This window comes from Calothrix sp. NIES-2100, assembly GCF_963875285.1.
Classification (GTDB): Bacteria; Cyanobacteriota; Cyanobacteriia; order Cyanobacteriales; family Nostocaceae; genus Aulosira.
In genome coordinates this window covers 9,502,450-9,522,904 of the sequence record NZ_CAWNLA010000001.1, presented here as the reverse complement: position 1 = coordinate 9,522,904, position 20,455 = coordinate 9,502,450, and the positions used below count along the sequence as shown (strand labels likewise).

At 41.5% G+C, this 20,455-nt stretch carries 16 protein-coding genes; 9 read left to right on the top strand and 7 right to left on the bottom strand.

Features of this window, described 5'->3' with window-relative positions:
• Window positions 1-97 precede the first annotated feature (97 nt).
• The 3 genes from AACU32_RS38795 to AACU32_RS38785 all read left to right on the top strand — a co-directional run bounded on the left by AACU32_RS38795 (window position 98) and on the right by AACU32_RS38785 (window position 5,868).
• A complete protein-coding gene (locus AACU32_RS38795) occupies window positions 98-3,667 on the top strand; it encodes a CHAT domain-containing protein (RefSeq protein ID WP_096607524.1) in 3,570 nt (1,189 codons plus the stop codon).
• 252 nt (window positions 3,668-3,919) lie between these two features.
• Window positions 3,920-4,528 (top strand): cysteine hydrolase family protein, encoded by a 609-nt coding sequence (locus AACU32_RS38790; protein ID WP_096607523.1) that lies wholly within the window; start codon window positions 3,920-3,922, stop codon window positions 4,526-4,528.
• Window positions 4,528-5,868 carry a PAS domain-containing sensor histidine kinase gene (locus tag AACU32_RS38785; protein ID WP_096607522.1) on the top strand — a complete coding sequence of 447 codons (1,341 nt, stop codon included), beginning with the start codon at window positions 4,528-4,530 and terminating at the stop codon, window positions 5,866-5,868. Before AACU32_RS38790 ends, AACU32_RS38785 begins: the two co-directional genes overlap by 1 nt.
• A gap of 904 nt (window positions 5,869-6,772) precedes the next feature.
• Here AACU32_RS38785 and AACU32_RS38780 read toward each other — a convergent pair.
• The 6 genes from AACU32_RS38780 to surE all read right to left on the bottom strand — a co-directional run bounded on the left by AACU32_RS38780 (window position 6,773) and on the right by surE (window position 13,935).
• Window positions 6,773-9,109, bottom strand: a complete 2,337-nt coding sequence (locus AACU32_RS38780) for an adenylate/guanylate cyclase domain-containing protein (protein WP_096608365.1) — start codon at window positions 9,107-9,109, stop codon at window positions 6,773-6,775.
• Window positions 9,110-9,310: 201 nt separating this feature from the next.
• Complete coding sequence (locus AACU32_RS38775) at window positions 9,311-10,219, bottom strand: AAA family ATPase (RefSeq protein ID WP_096607521.1); 909 nt, start codon at window positions 10,217-10,219, stop codon at window positions 9,311-9,313.
• A 145-nt stretch (window positions 10,220-10,364) separates the two neighbouring features.
• Entirely contained in the window at window positions 10,365-11,495 is a 1,131-nt protein-coding gene (locus tag AACU32_RS38770; protein WP_096607520.1) for a bifunctional riboflavin kinase/FAD synthetase, read from the bottom strand.
• A 43-nt stretch (window positions 11,496-11,538) separates the two neighbouring features.
• Window positions 11,539-11,670: a hypothetical protein gene (locus tag AACU32_RS38765; RefSeq protein ID WP_339378619.1), complete on the bottom strand. Its 132-nt coding sequence runs from the start codon at window positions 11,668-11,670 to the stop codon at window positions 11,539-11,541.
• A 288-nt stretch (window positions 11,671-11,958) separates the two neighbouring features.
• Window positions 11,959-12,843 (bottom strand): MBL fold metallo-hydrolase, encoded by an 885-nt coding sequence (locus AACU32_RS38760; RefSeq protein WP_096608364.1) that lies wholly within the window; start codon window positions 12,841-12,843, stop codon window positions 11,959-11,961.
• Between the two features lie 294 nt (window positions 12,844-13,137).
• Window positions 13,138-13,935 carry a 5'/3'-nucleotidase SurE gene (surE, locus tag AACU32_RS38755; protein ID WP_096607519.1) on the bottom strand — a complete coding sequence of 266 codons (798 nt, stop codon included), beginning with the start codon at window positions 13,933-13,935 and terminating at the stop codon, window positions 13,138-13,140.
• A gap of 264 nt (window positions 13,936-14,199) precedes the next feature.
• On the opposite strand from surE, the gene pheS reads away from it, so the two are divergent.
• The 3 genes from pheS to AACU32_RS38740 are packed head-to-tail and all read left to right on the top strand — an operon-like array spanning window position 14,200 to window position 15,708.
• Complete coding sequence (gene pheS / locus AACU32_RS38750) at window positions 14,200-15,192, top strand: phenylalanine--tRNA ligase subunit alpha (protein ID WP_096607518.1); 993 nt, start codon at window positions 14,200-14,202, stop codon at window positions 15,190-15,192.
• A gap of 19 nt (window positions 15,193-15,211) precedes the next feature.
• Entirely contained in the window at window positions 15,212-15,427 is a 216-nt protein-coding gene (locus AACU32_RS38745) for a hypothetical protein (RefSeq protein WP_096607517.1), read from the top strand.
• Window positions 15,424-15,708, top strand: a complete 285-nt coding sequence (locus tag AACU32_RS38740) for a type II toxin-antitoxin system RelE/ParE family toxin (protein WP_096607516.1) — start codon at window positions 15,424-15,426, stop codon at window positions 15,706-15,708. Before AACU32_RS38745 ends, AACU32_RS38740 begins: the two co-directional genes overlap by 4 nt.
• Before the next feature lie 96 nt (window positions 15,709-15,804).
• On the opposite strand, the gene AACU32_RS38735 is transcribed toward AACU32_RS38740, so the two are convergent.
• Window positions 15,805-17,262: a RecQ family ATP-dependent DNA helicase gene (locus tag AACU32_RS38735; protein ID WP_096607515.1), complete on the bottom strand. Its 1,458-nt coding sequence runs from the start codon at window positions 17,260-17,262 to the stop codon at window positions 15,805-15,807.
• Window positions 17,263-17,339: 77 nt separating this feature from the next.
• On the opposite strand from AACU32_RS38735, the gene AACU32_RS38730 reads away from it, so the two are divergent.
• The 3 genes from AACU32_RS38730 (at window position 17,340) to AACU32_RS38720 (ending at window position 20,226) form a co-directional block, all read left to right on the top strand.
• Entirely contained in the window at window positions 17,340-17,813 is a 474-nt protein-coding gene (locus AACU32_RS38730; protein WP_096607514.1) for a hypothetical protein, read from the top strand.
• 32 nt (window positions 17,814-17,845) lie between these two features.
• Complete coding sequence (locus AACU32_RS38725) at window positions 17,846-18,283, top strand: GNAT family N-acetyltransferase (protein ID WP_096607513.1); 438 nt, start codon at window positions 17,846-17,848, stop codon at window positions 18,281-18,283.
• 212 nt (window positions 18,284-18,495) lie between these two features.
• A complete protein-coding gene (locus tag AACU32_RS38720) occupies window positions 18,496-20,226 on the top strand; it encodes an MHYT domain-containing protein (RefSeq protein WP_096607512.1) in 1,731 nt (576 codons plus the stop codon).
• The last annotated feature ends 229 nt before the right edge of the window (window positions 20,227-20,455 follow it).

Genomic DNA, 20,455 nt, shown 5'->3' with positions numbered 1-20,455 from the left:
AAGTCGGGGATCTGATCCTATATTGTGCGACGCGCAAATTTTTGCATATGTTCTCCCTCTATGAGATATAGATGATTACTGCTATTTGAGGAATATCATGTCATACCATCTTAAATCCCTCACCCTGTTTACTTTAATACTTTCTTTAATTTGCCCTGTAGCCTCAGCAGCTAATAACCGTCTAGCACTCAAGGATACTTTAGCCCAAGCTACAACAAATCAAAACCGTCAAGCCCAAGCCAATAAGCTGTTACAGCAAGGAATTACCCAATTAAATGCTCAGCAGTTAGATGCTGCATTAAAGTCTTTACAACAAGCATTAGCTATTTATCAACAAATTAAAGACCGTGCGGGAGAAGGTGAAACACTGAAAAATTTAGGCAGTGTTTATGCTAATAAAAAAAAGAATTCTCAAGCTATTGAATTATATCAGCAGAGTTTGGTAATTGCGCGAGAAATTAAAAATAGCGATTTAGAAGCTGAAAATCTGCTGAATTTAGGTACTATTCATAACAGCATCAAGCAACCCGATCAAGCGTTGGGATTCTTGCAGCAGAGTTTGCAGATTGCTCAAACAACTAAAAATCGTGAGGTGCAATTCAAGGTTCTGCCCCTGTTGATTGAAGCTTATAATGCTAAAGGTGATCCTCAAAAAGCCCAGGAATATACACAGCAATTATTAACTAACTTTCCTGGGTTATCAAAATATTTATTAGCCTTCACTTTATTTGGTCAGCTATCAGCATATAATCAGCAAAAAAATTACCCTAAAGCTATTGAAGTAGGTCAGCAAGCCTTAGAAATATTTCAGAAAACAAAATTAGAGCCAGAAGACGTAAACTTATTGCTGAGTTTGTCCGATACAAAGTTAAAAGGTGCTTCAGCCGAGTTGATACAGACAGTTTTTCAAATTCTAGTCATGGGAGAAATTTTAACATCTTATGATGCTATTACTGACTATCCAAAAATTATTGATTTAGGACAGCAATTAAGAAAGCTTACTCAAAAACTGAAGGATGATGACTGGAAATTTATTGCAGATGTCTCAGGAGAGAATCAACCCAAGCGATCGCCTGATTACTTCAAGAAAAATTTTCAATTATTCGGTGTATATTTACTCAGTAAGGCATATGATATTTCCGGTGATTATGAAAAGTCTGTTTCCTTTGCTCAAGAAGCATTGCCAATTTCCAGGGAAATAAAAAATACGGAAACTGAAGCAAATGTTTTACTAACTCTAGCTAGTGCGTCTAATTCCCTAGCTGTGTCTGATGCGGAACATGAAAAAAGTTTGACATTGGCTCAAGAAGCTTTAAAAATTGCTAAACAAATTAAAAATATAGAAATTGAATCGGAAGCTTTAAATAAAATAGCTGATATTTACGACGATTTGGACGAATATCAAAAAAGTATTGAGTTTGCTTCTGCTAGTTTAGCAATTGCTAAAAAAAGTAAAGACCCATCTGCAATAGCCAAACCTTTATTGACATTATCTAGTACTTATCTCAATCTCGGAGATTACCAAAAATCTAATCAGTTCGCGCAAGAAGCCTTAACCACTGCACGAAAACTTAAGCAAGTTCCTACAATCGAAGCATTTTCTTTGTTATTTTTGACTTTAAATCAGTTTATTCAAGGAGATTATCAAAAAACAATTGCTTCTGCACAAGAGGGTTTAAATTTAGTACCTAAAATTAATATTCCTTACTATCAACAGCAGTTTTTAATGTTTAATAACCTGTTTTTAGGAATAGGATATGGTGGCTTGAATGATAACCAAAAAGCCATTGATTACGTTCAAAAAAGCTTGCAAGTAGCTAAGGATGCAAAAAATGCTAAATTAGAAGCTCAAGTGCTAGCATTTTTAGGTGGATTTTATCGGAGAAATAAACAATATCAGCAAGGTATTGATGCATATAATCAAGCATCGGCGATAGCTGACAAATTAAATTATGATGGTAATCGCGCTATATTATACGCAGGTCTAGCTCGAATCTATCGGGAGTTAAATCAACCAACTACTGCTATAACTTATTATCAAAAAGCGATTAACGATATCGAAAAAGTCCGAGAAAAAAATAAGGGTTTATCACGAGAATTACAAACATCTTTGCTAAAAGCAATTCAGGATGCTGATAGAACTAGCATTGCTGATATATATCGAGAGTATGCCAATTTATTACTGTCGCAAGGTCGAAGTTTAGAAGCTAGTCAAGTATTAGAACTATTAAAGGTACAAGAATTAAGTGAATTTACCAATAATCAAAAATTTGGCAATGTACCTAAGCCAATTGCGCAAACTCCAACTGAAGCAAAACTTATTCAAAAGTATGGAAGTTTGATTGCTTTTGGGCAAAAATTTGATGAATGTCAAAAGACTAGTTGCTCAGAGAAAACTAAATTAGCCGATGAAAGGGATGCTTTGATTTCTGAATTTAATCAGAGAATTCAAAACCTAGAGAAAAATGTCCGCGATCGCCTTTCTAAAGACCGAGGTAATTTAGATACCCAAGACTTACGAAGTGTCGGGAAGAAAATTGTCGAATCTCAAGAAGCTACAGTTTTAATTAATGTATTTGTGGTTGAGGATAAAACTTGGGTATTGTGGGTATCTAAGGGGGGTGTGGTTAAAAGTGTAGAAGTGTCCGTAGGTGAAGCAAAAATTCGGGAGACTGTCAATAAATTCCGCAGATTATTACAAAATCCCAGTTCTGATATTCAGGAGGTTAAAGCTACTGGTAAACAACTTTACGACTGGTTAATTAAACCTGTAGAACCAGAATTAAAAGCAAATAAAATCCAAAATCTGGTATTTTCCTTGGATCGGGCTGCGCGTTATATCCCGATAAGTGCTTTATTTGATGGTCAACAATACCTGGTGGAAAATTACAATATTTCTACAGTACTATCGGCTGGTTTAACAGATACCGAATCGCGACTTCCTTCCGGAACAGCCAATACCAAAGTTTTAGGCTTAGGTTTATCTAACGCTGTATCAGGATTTAATGCTTTACCCAATGTCCCCGCAGAAATAGACGCAATTATCCGCCAAAAACCCAGTGATAAAAATGGTATTTATCCTGGTGAAGAATATCTTAACCAAAAATTTGACTATCGGGCTTTGCGTGATAATCTGAAAGGACATAATATTTTGCACATCGCTACTCATGGCGTATTTGTACCCGGAAGACAAGATGATTCTTATTTGGTATTAGGGACTGGGGAAAAATTACCAATTCCCAAAATTGATAATTTAGAAGATTTAAGTGATGTGCATTTAGTAGTATTATCTGCTTGTGAAACTGCACTGGGAGAAACAGCAAAGGATGGGATAGAAATTCCTGGTGTCAGCTTTTATTTTCTCAACCGTCGCGCTAAGGCGGTGATGGCTTCTTTATGGTTGGTAGATGATGCTAGTACTAGTTTGTTGATGCAGCAATTTTATGGGAACTTAGCTAAAGATACTCACCAAACAAAAGCCCAAGCTTTGCGTCAAGCCCAACTAAGTTTGTTGCGTAGCAATAATTCTGCAAATACAAATGTTGATCGAGGTGCGATTAATGTTGAACAAGTACCAGGTGCATCTACAAAACCACCAAGAAATGCGACTAACTTTACGCATCCATATTATTGGGCACCCTTTATTTTGATTGGTAATGGATTGTAATATTACCTAAGTCAAAAATCTTTGTACTCAGGACTTTAAGACTACAAACTCAGTAACCATGTATTCGCTATTGTTATAAACACACTCAAAACGGGAAAACTACCAGTAAATACAATTAAAGCAAACTATGTAAAAGGGATAAAGGGGAAAGGTTTTTACATTATTACCTAACTCTTTACCCTTCTTAATATAGTTATGTAGCTTTTCACTAAGCTACTTATATTGTGTATATCCTAACTGGTAATAAATACAATGCAACCCCAACGTACTGCTGTGCTATTGATTGGTTTTCAAAATGACTACTTTGCTGCTGATGGGATTTTACATAATGTGATTGAGGAATCTTCAAGAGCTACCAAAGTACTAGAAAACACCGTTAAGCTTATACAATGTTTAGTAGAAACTCCAGTGTTGCTCATTGCCACGCCAATTTTTTTTACAATGAACTACCAGGAGTTGGTTGAACCTGTTGGCATTCTCAAAACTATCAAGGAGGTTGGAGCTTTTCAAGCAGGGACGAAAGGATCGCAGATGATTGATGAGTTGCTACCCTTTGGTAACAGAATTCTCGAAGTTCCGGGAAAACGGGGATTTAATGCTTTTATCAATACTAACTTAGATGTGATTCTCCAGGAAAAAGAGATTACCCATGTAGTTCTGGCTGGTGCAGTCACTTCAGTTTGTATTGATTCTACAGGTCGTTCTGCCCATGAAAAAGGTTATCAGGTTGTTGTTTTGTCTGATTGTACCTCTGCTCGCACGGTGTTTGAGCAGGAGTTTTACCACACTCATGTCTTTCCTTTATATGCGGAGACAATTAATCACACCGAATTACTTCAGCGTTTGACCAGTATACTCTAATGTCCGATTTCAACAATGAGTTGCACACACAAATTCAGTACAGTTTGATTGAGAAGTTGTCTGAATCCGAGCGGCGTTACCGACTATTAGTGGATAGTCTGCGCGAGATTGTATTTAAATGCGATCGCTTGGGTAATGTCAACTTCCTCAACCATGCTTGGACAAAAACCCTTGGTTATCCGATAGCAGATGTCATCGGTAGTCCTTTAAGCAATTTCATTGACGGAAACGATCAGCACTTGTGGGAAGAAACTCTAGAAAAGTTACAAACCGGAGTAGAGGTTTGTCAAGAACTGCGTTTTCAGCATCAAACGGGTGTAATTGTCTGGTTGGAGATGTCTGTTCAGTCTCGCGGTGAACCAGAATTTTCTGGTTCACTGATCAATATTAGCGATAAAAAACGGGCGGAAGCATTACTTAAGCAAACAAATGAAGAACTGGAAGCTAGGGTAGAACAACGAAATACTGAGCTAATTCAAGCTAACCACGACCTAAAAGTGACGCTGGATCAACTTAAATATACCCAGGCTCAACTGGTGCAAACTGAAAAAATGTCGAGTCTGGGACAATTAGTGGCAGGGATTGCGCACGAAATTAATAATCCAGTTAACTTTATTTATGCTAATCTTATCTATGCATCAGAGTATACGCAAGTCTTATTCCAAATCTTGCAACTCTACCAGGAAACCTATCCAGTTCCGCCGCCACATATTGAAGAAGCAATCATCTCCTTAGATTTGGACTTTATTCAAAAAGACCTAGTTAAGCTTTTGAACTCGATGCAGGTTGGTAGCGATCGCATTCGGGAAATTGTCCTATTGCTGCGAAATTTTTCCCGCTTGGATGAAGCAGAAATCAAAAATGTTGATATTCATGCAGGTATCGATCACTCAATTACATTACTACGTCATCGCCTCATCAGCAATTCGGACAATCTAGCAATTCAAGTAATAAAGAATTATGGAGTAATTCCCTGTGTAAATTGCTATCCTGCACAATTGAATCAGGTATTTATGAATATTATCAATAACGCTATTGATGCTTTACAGGAAGCAATTACCCAATCTCAAACCTTTGTTCCTACTATCTGGATTAGTACGGAAATAATTGAAAAATTTTGGCTGAATATTCGCATTAGGAATAATGGGTTAGTGATTCCCGAATCTATCATTGCCAAAATATTTGATCCGTTTTTTACCACCAAGCCTGTTGGTAAAGGAAGTGGACTTGGCTTATTTGTTAGCTATCAAATTGTTGTAGAAATGCACCGAGGTAAGTTAACCTGCTCCTCTTTGGCAAGCCAAGGAACAGAATTCTGTATCCAAATTCCGATTAAATAGAATTATTGCTGACAAAAGATTGGCTTTGAAAACGTCCTCTAAGAAACGTCGCTGATAAAACGTTTAAGGGCACAACATTGTTCACCTGTGTCAACTTAACGCGAAACCCTTGCCAAGATGTGATTTGATACAAAATCACGTACCACCAAGATCCGCGCTACCCCACCCCAGTTTTGCTGACGCAAAACGTCCCCTCCCCGTAAACGGGGAACTCGGGGCCCCCTCTGGGGATTAGGGGCAGGGATTGAGGGGTGGGGTAAAATGCCTGTGGAATAAGCGTTTTGACTTAAGTTGACACGTATGAACATTGTTGTGCCCCTACCCATGTTTTGCATTCTTTTTTCAAATTGGTATAACTCGTGAATGAGGCTTTTTGCTCCGTTAATGAGGCTCGGAAGTTCATTAATGAGGCTTTTTGCTCCGTTAATGAGGCTCGGAAGTTCATTAATGAAGCTCGGAAGTTCATTAATGAGGCTTTGAACTCCATTAATGAGGCTCGGAAGTTCATTAACGAGCCTTTGAACTCCATTAATGAGGCTCGGAAGTTCATTAATGAGGCTTTTTGCTCCGTTAATGAGGCTTGGAAGTTCATTAATGAGGCTTTTTGCTCCGTTAATGAGGCTTGGAAGTTCGTTAATGAGGCTTAGAAGTTCATTAATGAGGCTTTTTGCTCCGTTAATGAGGCTCGGAAGTTCATTAACGAGCCTTTGATACTCCAGTATTTTGAAGCACAAAGCGTGCTGAGTGCGATCGCTCAATATTAAAGACTTCAACCAGGACTAAGTAAGTCGGTGGAAAAAAACCAAACTATGTTAAGAAACGTAAATTGGCTTGAAACCCTTACCAATGACAAATGACAAATGACAAATGACAGTCCTCGCCAGTTATGTTTAATTGCACCGCCCTACTTATTCTCCAGACAAATAGCATTGTAAAGCTGATCGAGCATCGCTCGTACAGATGGCGGCAGGGATGTAAAGCAGATGTAGAAGCTATTCTCCGGTGCAGGTTTTTTTAAGACTTTGGCATAAAAATCTTCGCCTACTCCTTGAGACAAAGTTTTATTGAGCAAAATCAGCTTGAGATTTGTCAGGGGAGGTGGTAATTCTCCATCATCGCTTTTGTACTGAATCAAGGCTTCCCGCTGGGAGAGTTGGATGATTTCTCCCTCATAGAAGCGATCGCCTACATGTTTGCTTTCTAAGGTGACGTACTGGAGTAAAATCGGCTCTGGTAATTCTCGGTATTCTTCAACTGATTTGGAGAGAAATAAGTTATACTCTCCGCCTATACCGCTGATTTCATACAGGTTAATCGGGTCTTTAACTCCCTTCATCTGCACCTGTTGCTTTCCATCTACCTGGACGATATCCCGGACTTCCGATAAAACATCTTCGGAGATGATAATTTGTCCGCCGACGCTACAGGCCTCAATGCGGTAGGCGAGGTTGATGTGATTACCAACGACACCATACTTGGTACGTTTTTCTGAGCCGATGTTACCGACGACAACCTCACCTGTATGCACACCAAGACCCATTTCCAGAGGTGGGAAGCCCCATTCCTGCATCTGTTTGTTGACGGGAATCATGGCTTGTTGCATGGCGATCGCACAGGCGATCGCTCTTTCGGTGTCGTTTTCTCTGATTGTGGGCGCACCAAATAACGTCAGAATCCCATCCCCCATGAATTCATCGATTGTACCTTCATAGTGGGTAATTACATCTGCCATATATTCCAGATAAAAGTTGAGGATAGTGATCACTTCTTCTGGAGATAGCCGTTCTGCTGTCGCCGTGAAACCACGCAAATCTGAGATCAGGATAGTAATTTTCCGTCGCGTCCCGCCTAACTCTAAACCTTGGGGATGTTCGAGGAGATTGCTGACAATTTCATCACTGAGGTAGCGTCCAAAAACTTGACGAATCAGCGCATTTCTGTTTTTCAGTTCTCCATTTGTCTTGGCTAATGCTTGGGTGCGATCGCGTACCTTTGCTTCTAGGGTGTCAAACAATTCCTTTAACTGTTTCGCCATACTGGTGAAAGACTCAGCCAGTTCTCCAATCTCATCAGATCGTACAATTGGTAGCTTTTGCTCCCAGCGTCCATCAGCCAGTTCCTTAGCAGCCATATTCAAACGCTGAATCGGCTTGACAATCCAAAGAGATGTTTGCAGCCCCAGCACCGTTGCCACGATCAGCGACACTAGACACAGCACTACTGTAATTCGGGTATTTGCCTGAATTTGCCCCATAAAATCTGCTTCCGGGACAACTACCGCAATCAACCAATCCAACCCCCTACCATCCTGTAATGGCGTAACCTGGAGAAATTGCCGTTCTCCCTGAATCTCAAAGTCTAGTAGTTGGCTCTGATGAATTTGGTTAAAATTACTGAATTTTTTGTGTAAATGTTTAGCACTCTGCTGAATCAGATAATTTTTACTCTCAGAAGCTTGAATCCGTTGCGTCTGGTTACTGGTAATTTGATAGGTTGGATCGGGCGTAGATGTAGCCACCAGCATTCCCGAACGTTCCATAATAAATGTTTGCCCAGATTTGCCAATCTTCAGGCTTTGCAGAAATGCATTTACCTGGTAAAAAATAAAATCGCTACCTAATACACCCTTGAGTTTTCCTTGCTTGTCATAGATAGGTTGGGTGGCTGTAATCGACATTCCCCCTGTACTAAAGTCGCGATAGATGGGACTCCATGTCGGTTTACCTGCTGCAACAGCCTGCTTGTACCAAGGACGTTGTCGCGGATCAAAATTAGGTAGAGATTGGATCAGTTTTGTGCGATCGCCTTGTTCATTGCTAGCAAAGTACTGGTTATATCCTGTAGACTGATTGCGTTCAATTACCTGCAAATCACCAGTTGCTAAGCGTCTGGCTCCTAAATATTCTCCTGTAACACTACCGTAAAAGTTGTAGGTAATCACTGGAAAGGTACGAATTTGCTGCCAGAAATACTTCTGCTTATACTGAGTATTTTGCGTATCTAACTGCCCTAATTCAATAGCATTTGCATTCAGCCGATTAATCAGATGGGGTGTTTCTACATACAGTAGCAGCCGTTCGTGAACTCTTGCACTCACTTCATCCCGCAGTTGGGTGGCGACTTCATTCACAGCCTTTTGTCCATTCCGAAAGGAGAAATATCCGGTTAGCCCTACAGCCGTAATCACCTGGAGTAGAGTGGAGAGAATAAAAATGATTCTTAATGGTACTTTGGAATACATATTTCTTTGGGTAGATGCGTGGTTTGCATTAAGTACTTTCAGTACTGAATATGTTTCTTTTTTTATAGATTCCCATATCACGAGATGAATGTCACCAAAAATTTCGGGTTGATTACCTTTACTCAAATTCAACACCCTAGAAGGATGCTCTGATAACAACAAAGCCCGCGCAGGCGGGCTATAAAGATGGAAGTACTGTACTTAGGGAATGGGGAGCGATCGCAATAATCGCTCGACAACGCTTCTCGCACTCCGCCCTCCCCTAGGAATCAGACGATGGCAAAGCACATGGGGAACAAGAAATTTCACATCATCGGGAATGGCATAATCACGCCCTAAAATAAAAGCTAAAGCTTGGGTCGCTTTTTGTAAGGACACCGTACCCCGAGGACTCACACCGAGAGAAATTTCCTCATCCTGCCTAGTAGCCCGCACTAAATCTAAGATGTACTGTTGTAAAGCAGGTTCTACTCTGACTTGAGAACACAGTTGCCGCAATTGCGCCACTTCTGCCAAGGTAATGCAAGGGCGTAAATCATCAACCTTGATATTATTCGCCAGATTTTGCAGCATTTGCAGTTCTTCTGACTCCGAGGGATAGCCCAAACTCAAAGACAGCATAAACCGATCCATCTGCGCTTCGGGTAGTGGGAAAGTCCCTTGATACTCAACTGGGTTTTGGGTAGCAATCACAAAAAAAGGCATGGGAACAGCACGAGATACCCCATCAACTGTTACCTGATGTTCTTCCATTACCTCCAGCAAAGCTGACTGAGTCCGGGGTGTAGCGCGGTTGATTTCGTCAGCTAGCAGCACATTGGCAAATATGGGGCCTGGAAGAAAGCTAAATTCGCCGCTTTTCGGATTCCAAATGTTAGTACCTGTAACATCTGTAGGCAGTAAGTCAGGGGTACATTGTAGCCGTTGAAACTTACCATCAACTGAACGAGCTAAAGACTTAGCTAAAAGGGTTTTACCAACACCAGGAACATCTTCTAGTAAAGCATGACCACCACCTAAAAGAGCAACCAGCACCAAACGTATTGCTTCGGTTTTACCAACGATGGTACGAGACAGGTTTTGTGTTAGAGCGTCAATTTTTTCTCTCATGCATCACAGGATTGGGGATTGGGCATTGGGTATGGGGCATTGGGCATTGGGCATTGGGCATGGGGCATTTGTCCCCCTTGTCTCCCTTGTCTCCCTAGCCCCTAGTCCCTAGCCCCTATTGTTCCCAACCAACCCTCACAACTCATCACTTAGAGAGCAAAACTTGTTTAGCGATAGTGCAATCAACTTGAATTTGTGTTTTCAACGCTTCTAGAGAAGAAAATTTGTGTTCGGGGCGTAAAAATTGTACTAGCTGCACAGCTAGCTTTTGACCGTACAAATCTTCATACCAATCGAACAAATGAACTTCCACCGATGTATCAGTACCAGCGACTGTGGGACGGTTACCGATATTCATTACTCCCAATAGGGGGTTAGCTGGATCTGGTGTTTGATCGACAAAGAAAACGCGGACAGCATAAACACCATTACAGGGCAAAAATTTATCTTTTGGTAGTTGGAGGTTAGCGGTGGGAAAGCCAATTTTTCTGCCCAGTTGTTGCCCTTGAATCACCACACCAAAAAGAGTGTAAGGCCTGCCTAACAGGAGATTTGCGTTTTTGACATCCCCTTGTTCTAGGGTTTGTCGGATCAGCGAAGTGCTAATTGGTAGGTCTGATGTGGGAGAAATACTGACACAATCACTATATTCTGGTAATTCAGCTTGACCTGCATATTTCTCTAAGGTAACTATTGTTACAGGTATCTGATACTTTGCGGCGAGTAATTGTAAATCCCTGGCTGTACCAGTCCGCTGTTTGCCAAAACAAAAATCTTGCCCAACACTAAGTTGCTGACATCGCAGTTGTTGCACGAGAATCTTTTCGACAAATTCTTCAGGAGATAGAGCAGATAACTCTTTGTCAAAAGGTAATAGTACCAGCTGTTCTATGCCGAGCGATCGCAATTGTTCAACTTTTTCATCGAGTGGAGTTAACAAAGCACGGGGTTGTCCGGAAAAAAACTCCTGTGGATGGGGATGAAAAGTGACAACAGTTGAGTATATATGCTCTGGTGTTGATGCTGTGGGGTTTATTGGTTGGGGTGCTGGAGTAGTACAATCTGCGGGTGAGAGTTCTAGCAAATTTCTCTCATCTGCGCCCCAAGCCCTCTGGTGGTCTTGTTTTCTTGCTGGCGGCAAAACTGGTTGAATTACTCTTTGATGGCCAAGATGCACACCATCAAATTTGCCAAGCGCAACAGCCGTTGGCGTTAGCAGCCCTTCGGTCGCAGAAGCAACCCACACAGAACACCCATTTTGAGACAAATTTAGCACTTGGATTCTGGGATTTTAGGTTTATTTAGCTATCAGCCACAAGCTACCCGATGGGTAACCGCCAAGAGGAGGAAATGCGATCGGGACGGTCTAGGATTGCACTGTTTGTCAAGCCGACATGACATTTTGTGCCATCAGCCAAGGTGTTACATACCTGGCTGCTTAGCCAAAGCATACCCTACAAGAAGTTGCAAGTGCTTGACCGCTCGTTGCTGAGTCCAGAGAACCCTATACCAAAGCCAAAAAGGCTTTAGCTGTGCATTTTGGGTTGGGCGAGGATTTGACTCGCAAAAGCCCCAACAGAGCTAGTCTCCAGGCTTTTTTGCTCCTAGGAGTGAACCCGCAAAGCGTGTCCTCCAGTTTTCGCAGTTTACCTCAAAGGTCACTCTCCTGCTGAGAACTTCTGATCACCAATCTAATCTAAAATCTCGAATCGCTGCGACTGCAACCTTTAGACAGCAAATTAGCTTACTGACAAAGATTCTGATAAAGTTCGGGAAACTGGAACATTGAGTACCATTCCTTCCCTGGCCATGATTGCATTCGGAAATTGCTCAACCGCTTGTTTCCCGACATGATCTAAAAAATCATCGTCGTGTGCGGGGTCATGGTGGAAAATTACCAGAGTCTTAACTTTAGCGGCTTTGGCCACTTTCACGGCTTCTTGCCAAGTGGAATGTCCCCAACCGATTCGGGGTGATGTGGGAGAATGGTACTCTTCATCAGTATAAGTAGAATCGTAGATGAGGATGTCAGCGTTCCGAGCTAGCCACAGGACATTTTCATCTAAGCGATCGTGAAAATGTTCTGTATCAGTAATGTAAACAGCAGCGCCGTCACGCCAGTTAACCCGATATCCCACAGCTTCACCTGGATGGTTGAGTGGTGCTGTTTCTAGGGTAATGTCATTAATATGTATTGGTTGCCCCGGGGTAATGTCACAAAAATTCAAGTTGGCCTGCATAATTTGCAAAGGCACAGGAAAATTTGGGTGGAGCATTTGGTCATTGAGACGCTGTTCGATTGTGGAACCGTCGGGAGCAATTGCGCCATAAATCTTAAAATTGTTCCCCTTGACAAACCCTGGTGCAAAGAACGGAAATCCTTGCATGTGGTCCCAGTGGGAGTGGGTGAAAAATATATGACCTTCTAACGGCATTTGGCGCAACAAAGATTGCCCCAAAACATGTAGCCCGGTTCCACCATCGAAAATTAAGCGGTTACCACCGACTTGCATGGCGACGCAAGGGGTGTTACCGCCATAACGCACGGTGTGTGGCCCTGGACTGGGGATGCTGCCGCGAACGCCCCAAAATTGCACGTTAAATTGGTTATCTAACCTAGACATGGGTGTTGCTTTCTGGACTAAGCGGGCGATCAATAAAACAAATTGTTACTTATTATTCTTCAGTTTATGCGGTCTTACCATTTTAGTAGAGGAGAATTTCTTGGTAAAACAGCATACCTTTTTTTAGGCTAGTTGTGTAAACCTGAGTGAGATATTGCTAAGCACAAGCCTGAAGTTTTTTAGGCTGAAGTTTAGCTGTGGGATCAAGAGCGCTCCTACTTTATAGCCTAAATTTGGGGAAAATGTAGTTAATTACCTCCTGAGTTGCAAAGTTTTCTTAAGAACACAAGGTTTTTACGTAAATTTAAATTCCCACTCCGTCAATTGGCTGATGCCAGTTGCGTAGGTGAGATTGTATTGTAATGGCGTTACACTAATGTAATTTTTACGGATAACATGCACGTCTGTGGGAATGTTCTGAGGTAAATTTAAACCTTCTGGGGGTTCTACATCCTCAAGAACTTCACCAGTTAACCAATAGTAGGTTTTACCGCGAGGATCGACGCGCTTGTCAAAAACATCAACATAGCGCCGTATTCCCTGGCGAGTGATAGCCACTCCAGCAATTTCTTCCCACTTAACTGGGGGAATATTTACATTGAGTAACATTAACTCTGTTAGGGGTTTGGCGGCCAGTTGTGCTATGAGAATTTGAGCAAAGCGAGCAGCAGCTTGAAAGTCTTTAGATGTATGACTGGCAAGGCTGAAGGCTATGCTGGGAAGACCTTCAATTATACCTTCCATAGCAGCAGACACGGTTCCGGAATAGAGAATTTCTGTTCCTAAATTGGCTCCTTGATTAATGCCAGAAAGTACTAAGTCAGGGGGTGACTCTAACAAAGCCCAAAGTGCCAATTTCACGCAGTCCGAGGGAGTACCATCGCAAGCCCAAGCTTTGACTGCGGGATGAAAAATCGACTCGACAATTTCGGCGCGAATTGGTTGGTGTAAGGTTAATCCATGACCAGTTGCCGATCGCTCTCGATCTGGACAAACTACAGTCACATCATGACCTGCCTCTGCTAAGCTGTTGGCTAAGGTACGAATACCTAAGGCAGAAATTCCGTCATCATTACTAATGAGTAATTTCATTGTTATTGGTCATTAGTCATTGGTCATTGGTCATTAGTTATTTGTTATTTTTTATTTGCCATTTGTCAATGTCGAGGGTCACAACTAGCAGACAAAAAAACATCTGCAAACACCGAATCCCCTTTAAACTGGTAAACAGAGGTTTGGTTTTTACCCTGACCTTCGGTGAATTAATGGCATACTACTAGGGTTATTTGCCGAATAGTCTACGAATTTGGACTATTGACCATTGACCATTGACTATTGACTCTTGAGTATTAACTAATGACTAGCAATTTAGAGGCTCAACTTTTAGCACTACGGCAGGAAGGAGAACAAGCGATCGCATCTGCTGATACCTTAGAACGCCTAGAAGAACTCAGAGTCAGCTATCTGGGTAAAAAGGGGCAACTGGGGGCACTGTTACGCAGTATGGGGCAGATGAGTGCCGAAGAACGCCCAAAAATTGGAGCGATCGCCAATACTGTTAAAGAATCCCTACAAAATAGTTTAGACAAGCAGCGTACCGCCCTAGAAACTGCTCAAATTCAAGCCCAGTTAGAGGCGGAAACTCTGGATGTGACTATGCCGGGAATTTACAGCCCCCAAGGTCGTATCCATCCTCTTAATGGTATCATTGACCGAGCGCTGGATATCTTTGTCGGCATGGGCTACACTGTGGCTCAAGGGCCAGAGATGGAAACAGATTATTACAATTTTGAGGCGTTGAATACCCCGCCTGACCATCCTGCCCGTGATATGCAAGATACTTTCTACCTCCCAGATGGTAATCTCCTGCGTACTCATACTTCTTCAGTGCAAATCCGTTACATGGAAACTGAAGAGCCACCGATCCGGGTGGTAGCCCCAGGGCGAGTATATCGGCGCGATAACGTAGATGCTACTCATTCAGCAGTTTTCCATCAAATAGAACTTTTAGCCATTGATGAGGGATTGACATTTACAGACCTCAAAGGTGCAATTAAAGTATTTTTACAAGCGATGTTTGGCGATTTGCCAATTCGCTTTCGTGCTAGTTATTTCCCTTTTACAGAACCTTCAGCAGAAGTTGATTTGCAGTGGAATGGTCGCTGGCTGGAAGTTATGGGTTGCGGTATGGTCGATCCGAATGTCTTAAAATCTGTGGGTTATGACCCAGAAGTTTACACTGGGTTTGCCGCTGGTTTCGGTGTGGAACGCTTTGCGATGGTTTTACACCAAATCGATGATATTCGTCGCTTGTACGCCAGCGATTTGCGGTTTTTACGCCAGTTTTAGTCATTAAAAGGTAGCAATAATGACCCAAATCTCTAGGTTTGATCAAATTCTAGAAAGCGTTGAAAACTTATCCGCCGATGAACAAGAAGCATTAATTGATGTGATACGTCATCGACTCAAAGAACGTCGTCGTGATGCAATTGCGGCGAATATCGCTCAAGCAAAGGTAGAATACGAATCTGGTCAGGTTTTTCGGGGAAACCTGAGTCAAATCATGGATGAGTTACGCAAATGAGAAATCTGGTTCTGACATCATCGTTTAAACGGGCATTTAAGCGATTGGTGCGACGACAACCAGAATTAGAACAGCGAATTGAAGAACGATTGGCAATTTTAACAGTCGATCCATTTGATCCACTATTGCAGACCCATAAGCTTAAGGGCAAGTTGTCAGGGGCTTGGGCTTGTTCAGTGGAGTATGATTGTCGTATTGTTTTCAATTTCGTAGAAAATCCAGACTCAGGTGAAGAGGATATTGTGCTAATTGATATTGGCACTCATGATGAAGTCTATTGATTTGTAGCTGAGATTTTGGTATTTTCCTTTTGCTAAGGTGGAACTGAGTTCCACCTTTTATATTAGGATTTTTGCTTTGTTGCCTTTAATTACGAATTACGAATTACGAATTAATAAACAGCGATCGCAATGTCCACAACGCCAATTAGCAGCTTCTTTGTCAAAACCAAAGGCGGTTAGCAAAAATTGCCAGCGACAATGTTTGCTATGCAAATACTGATTCATTTGCTTGGCTGCTTGGAGTTGGGTTGCTGGTTGCTTGTCTACTCCTTGCTTAATTAAGTAATGGAAAGGGTCAAGCCAGTTTAATTGACCGCTACTATGGAGTAAAGATAGGGCGATCGCACCTTCAGGAAATTGTCGCGCTACAGCATTTACTTCTCCCTGTTTTGGGAGTTTTTTCACGAGTTGCTGTGCTGTTAGCTGTTGCGATCGCATTTGGTCTTCAAAAAACTGCTGTCTTTGCTTATCCTCTGCATCTAACCAGCCTGTCGGTTCACTTACCAAAGTCAGTGCTTCGGCGGGTTTACCATCTCTCCCAGCTCTTCCAATTTCTTGCACATATTCCGAAAGCAACAGCGGCGCGTGAAAATGTATTACCCAGCGCACATCTGGTTTATTAATCCCCATGCCAAAAGCACAGGTACAAACCACAAATGGCATTTTACCACTTAACCAGCTAGCTTCGACAGCACGGCGCTCTGTTGCACTCAAACCTGCATGGTAACTCGCTGTAGCATAACCCTTTTCTGTTAACCACGCTGCTAAATTCTCGCTATCGCGGCGGGTACGTACATACACTAACCCCGCTTGTGGCGATCGCTTTTGGATAAATTTGATTAATTTTTGCTTTCTACCCCTAGGAGTCCAAGCTATGCAGACGTTGAGATGCAAATTCTGACGGTAGGGATTGAGACGATAAATATCTGGTTGTTGTAATTGTAAAACTGTGGCAATGATTTTTTGGGCTACAGGGTCGGCAGTCGCCGTAAAGGCTGCAACACTAATTTTTGTTCCTGGTGGTTTTGATTTCAGCAATGCTGGTCGCACTGCCCCTAATCTGCGATAAGCTGGGCGAAAGGTTTCACCCCACTGGACTAAACAATGAGCTTCATCCAAAATGATGCCGTTAATCTGCAATTGCGGCTGAGATAATCTTTCCCAAACTGGGGTACTCAATAAAGTTTCGGGTGATAAATACAGTAATCTGAGTTTTTGCTGTGCCAATGCTTGCAGTGTTAAGCGCCGTTGGGATGCAGGTAATTCGCTATGCAACATTGCTGCACTCAGGTTTAACTGACGTAGTTCCTGCACTTGGTTTTCCATTAACGCCACTAAAGGGGAAACTACCAAAGTTAACCCTGTTTGTAAGAGTGCGGGAAGCTGAAAACAAATCGACTTACCCCCACCTGTGGGCATAATAATCAGTGCATCTTTTTGCGCTAATAAACTACTGACAATTTCTCCCTGTGGCGGACGGAAATCATCGTAACCCCAAATTTTTTTGAAGGTAGCTAGGACTGAATTCCAAGATGTGGCTCCTGCTTGATTCATAATTCATAATAGATGTATCCCTGTCTTTGCTGAATATAGCCTTTTTGATTCAGCAAACGTTTCAGTAATTTCATCATATGCTGCAAACATTTAAAGTTTGTTTTAGATGCCTATCACATGCTTGGATAGCTGTGGAATTGTTGAGTCAAGAACAGCAGTTATCATTCATTGCTTCTTACACACCTTACAATTCATTTCTTGAACTCATAGATGCACTGCTAGTTTTTCTCAAGAGAAGCGATCGCACAGTTGTCAGATGGAATACTGAACCAATTGAATATGAATTTCAGTTTTATAATCATGGTCAGCAGGCAATCTTAGATATTCTAAAGCTTAGAGATTGCTGGACTAATAGGCTAGCAAATGAACTAGTTTTGAGAATAAATAGCTCACATCTATCTATAGTTCTACCATTCTGGCGAGCTTTGCGTCATCTGCAAACTGATAGCAATTTTGAACAACAATGGGGAAGAGCTTTTCCCCAACGAGAAATGAAACTGTTAGGAGAGTGTATTCAATTTTATAAAACCAATCCTCTATCCATAATGTAATTGAGTTCATCATCAAATATATTGAGGTCGCCATGAACGAAGAATTAAAACATAGATTTTACATCAGCACAGATAAATCCAAACTCGATATCGCCATGATTCACAATTTTCTGTGCAGTTCTTATTGGGCGGAAAATATTCCCTTAGAGATTTTGGAAAAATCAATACGAAATTCTTTATGCTTCGGACTTTACGAAGATCATCAGCAAGTAGGGTTTGCCAGGGTAATTACTGATTATGCTACTTCTGCTTTGTTAAAAGATGTGTTCATTCTCGAACCTTATCGCGGACAAGGACTAGGAAAATGGTTTGTACAGTATATTTTGGAATATCCAGAACTCCAAGATGTCCCTAGGTGGTTGTTAGGAACTAAAGATGCTCATGGATTGTATCGGCGCTATGGGTTTAAAAATTTAACAGAACCAGAAAAAATGATGATGCGTTTACATCCTCATGCCGATCAGCATTAAGTTTATGGCTATCGGAGATAATTAATTCATTAAATAAAAAATAATATAAAACTCCCTTGTGATTTTTTCCTCAGAAATGGGCATTATAAATATGGTGACTTTTTTTGGCGATTTTTTATTGGTAAAAACCTCATAATTTCTTTATTTTCTCCTAATAAAATTGGCAAAGAGGCTGACTATAAATTTTTATTGGGCAAAAATAAATCAACAGTATGAGTACACTTATAAGTGGTATTTATGACATTCGGTTATTAATACTTTCAGTAGCGATCGCACTTCTGGCTGCTTACACGGCGTTAGATCTAGCTGGACAAGTGCGTACTTCTTTCGGGTATGCGCAAATCGGTTGGTTGATTGGTGGTGCGATCGCAATGGGAACTGGTATTTGGTCAATGCATTTTGTGGGAATGCTGGCTTTTTGTTTACCAATTCCTGTGAAATACGATATTTACACGGTGCTGATATCTATTCTGGCAGCTATCTTCGCCTCAGGATGTGCTCTATTGGTTGTCAGTCGAGAAGTGATGGGTATCCGCAATTTGCTAGCTGGTAGTCTGTTGATGGGGATTGGCATTACCACCATGCACTACACTGGGATGGCAGCCATGCGTTTACCTGCTAGTATTCATTACAACTATTTATTAGTCGGAATTTCAGGAGCGATCGCTTTTATCGTTTCCTTCGTAGCTTTGTGGTTAGCATTTCATTTACCCGATCAACGTATTAGTGCCCATAGAAAGCAGAAAATAGTTAGTGCAATCATCATGGGTGCAGCTATCCCCATCGTACATTACACAGGGATGGCAGCTACTAGCTTTCATGTTACAGCAGTAGCAGAGATGTCATCAGTTATGACCTTTGATTCTTCTGTGCTATCTACTACGATCGGTATTGTCACTTTTGCCATTTTAGGATTAGCATTACTAATTTCTTTAGAAACAACCGCAATTGAGAGAACAGTAGCCTTAGCCAATCTCGAACATGAAATTGTCCAACGTCAGCAGGTAGAAAAACTTTTACAACAAGAACAAGCTAGGAAACTAGAACAAGCTTTACAACAATTGCAACTTACTCAAGCCAAATTAGTTCATACAGAAAAAATCTCTTCTCTAGGACAGCTAGTTGCCGGTGTTGCCCATGAAGTGAATAATCCGGTAAATTTTATCTCTGGTAATTTGTCTCATGCTAATAACTATATTCAAGATTTAATCGCGTTAATAGACCTTTACCGCCAACAGTTTCCCAACCCAGGTATGGCAATTGACAAGCAAATAAAAACTATTGATTTAGAATATTTACTTGCAGATTTGCCCAAAATAATTTCCTCCATGAAACTGGGTATTGACCGCATTCAAGAAATTATGAAATCGTTGCGGAATTTCTCACGCGTAGACGGAACAGATAAAAAGCTTGCTGATATTCATCAGGGAATTAACACTACCCTGATGATTTTACAGCATCGTCTCAAAGCGCAACCAAACCGTCCAGCTATTCAAGTTGTCAAGCAGTATGGTAATTTGCCTCAGGTTGAGTGCTATATTGGACAACTCAACCAAGTTTTGATGAATTTGCTAGCCAATGCCATTGATGCGTTAGAAGAGTCGAACAATGACAAAAGTTTTGCCGATTTACTTGAGCATCCCAATGTGATTACAATTAGTACCAGTAGCGATGATAGTTATGTAATTATCAGAATTGCTGATAATGGAACGGGAATGTCAGAAGAAGTGCGATCGCATTTATTTGACGCTTTCTTTACGACCAAGTCAGAAGGTAAAGGTACAGGCTTGGGATTAGCTATCAGTCATCAGATTATCACAGAAATCCACGCAGGGAGTTTGCACTGTGTCTCTGCTTTAGGAACAGGTACAGAGTTTATTATTCAAATTCCTCTATTAACAGCAGTTCCCCCCAGTTCTCCTGCTAAACTCTGCATTTCATGATTGTATAACTACCCTTTCAACTAAACCGAAAAATATTTGCTTTCCTCTCTGTGTTCTCTGCGGTTCAAAATCAATTTATCAACCAATACAGTTCACTTAAGCATTTCTTTCTTCTCTGGTGCATCCTACCCTACAAGAATCCGCTGCGCGTCTAATGCGTACTTGGTGAACCAGCGCTGTAGGCGGGTTTCCCGCCGTAGGCGACTGGTGAACCCGAAGGGCGGTTCAT

Bases quoted from the DNA above. Each gene is read 5' to 3' on its own strand.
- AACU32_RS38795 (WP_096607524.1), top strand. From the start codon at position 98: ATGTCATACCATCTTAAATCCCTCACCCTGTTTACTTTAATACTTTCT.
- AACU32_RS38790 (WP_096607523.1), top strand. From the start codon at position 3,920: ATGCAACCCCAACGTACTGCTGTGCTATTGATTGGTTTTCAAAATGAC.
- AACU32_RS38785 (WP_096607522.1), top strand. From the start codon at position 4,528: ATGTCCGATTTCAACAATGAGTTGCACACACAAATTCAGTACAGTTTG.
- AACU32_RS38780 (WP_096608365.1), bottom strand. From the start codon at position 9,109: ATGTATTCCAAAGTACCATTAAGAATCATTTTTATTCTCTCCACTCTA.
- AACU32_RS38775 (WP_096607521.1), bottom strand. From the start codon at position 10,219: ATGAGAGAAAAAATTGACGCTCTAACACAAAACCTGTCTCGTACCATC.
- AACU32_RS38765 (WP_339378619.1), bottom strand. From the start codon at position 11,670: ATGCTTTGGCTAAGCAGCCAGGTATGTAACACCTTGGCTGATGGCACA.
- AACU32_RS38760 (WP_096608364.1), bottom strand. From the start codon at position 12,843: ATGTCTAGGTTAGATAACCAATTTAACGTGCAATTTTGGGGCGTTCGC.
- surE (WP_096607519.1), bottom strand. From the start codon at position 13,935: ATGAAATTACTCATTAGTAATGATGACGGAATTTCTGCCTTAGGTATT.
- pheS (WP_096607518.1), top strand. From the start codon at position 14,200: ATGACTAGCAATTTAGAGGCTCAACTTTTAGCACTACGGCAGGAAGGA.
- AACU32_RS38745 (WP_096607517.1), top strand. From the start codon at position 15,212: ATGACCCAAATCTCTAGGTTTGATCAAATTCTAGAAAGCGTTGAAAAC.
- AACU32_RS38740 (WP_096607516.1), top strand. From the start codon at position 15,424: ATGAGAAATCTGGTTCTGACATCATCGTTTAAACGGGCATTTAAGCGA.
- AACU32_RS38735 (WP_096607515.1), bottom strand. From the start codon at position 17,262: ATGAATCAAGCAGGAGCCACATCTTGGAATTCAGTCCTAGCTACCTTC.
- AACU32_RS38730 (WP_096607514.1), top strand. From the start codon at position 17,340: ATGCTGCAAACATTTAAAGTTTGTTTTAGATGCCTATCACATGCTTGG.
- AACU32_RS38725 (WP_096607513.1), top strand. From the start codon at position 17,846: ATGAACGAAGAATTAAAACATAGATTTTACATCAGCACAGATAAATCC.
- AACU32_RS38720 (WP_096607512.1), top strand. From the start codon at position 18,496: ATGAGTACACTTATAAGTGGTATTTATGACATTCGGTTATTAATACTT.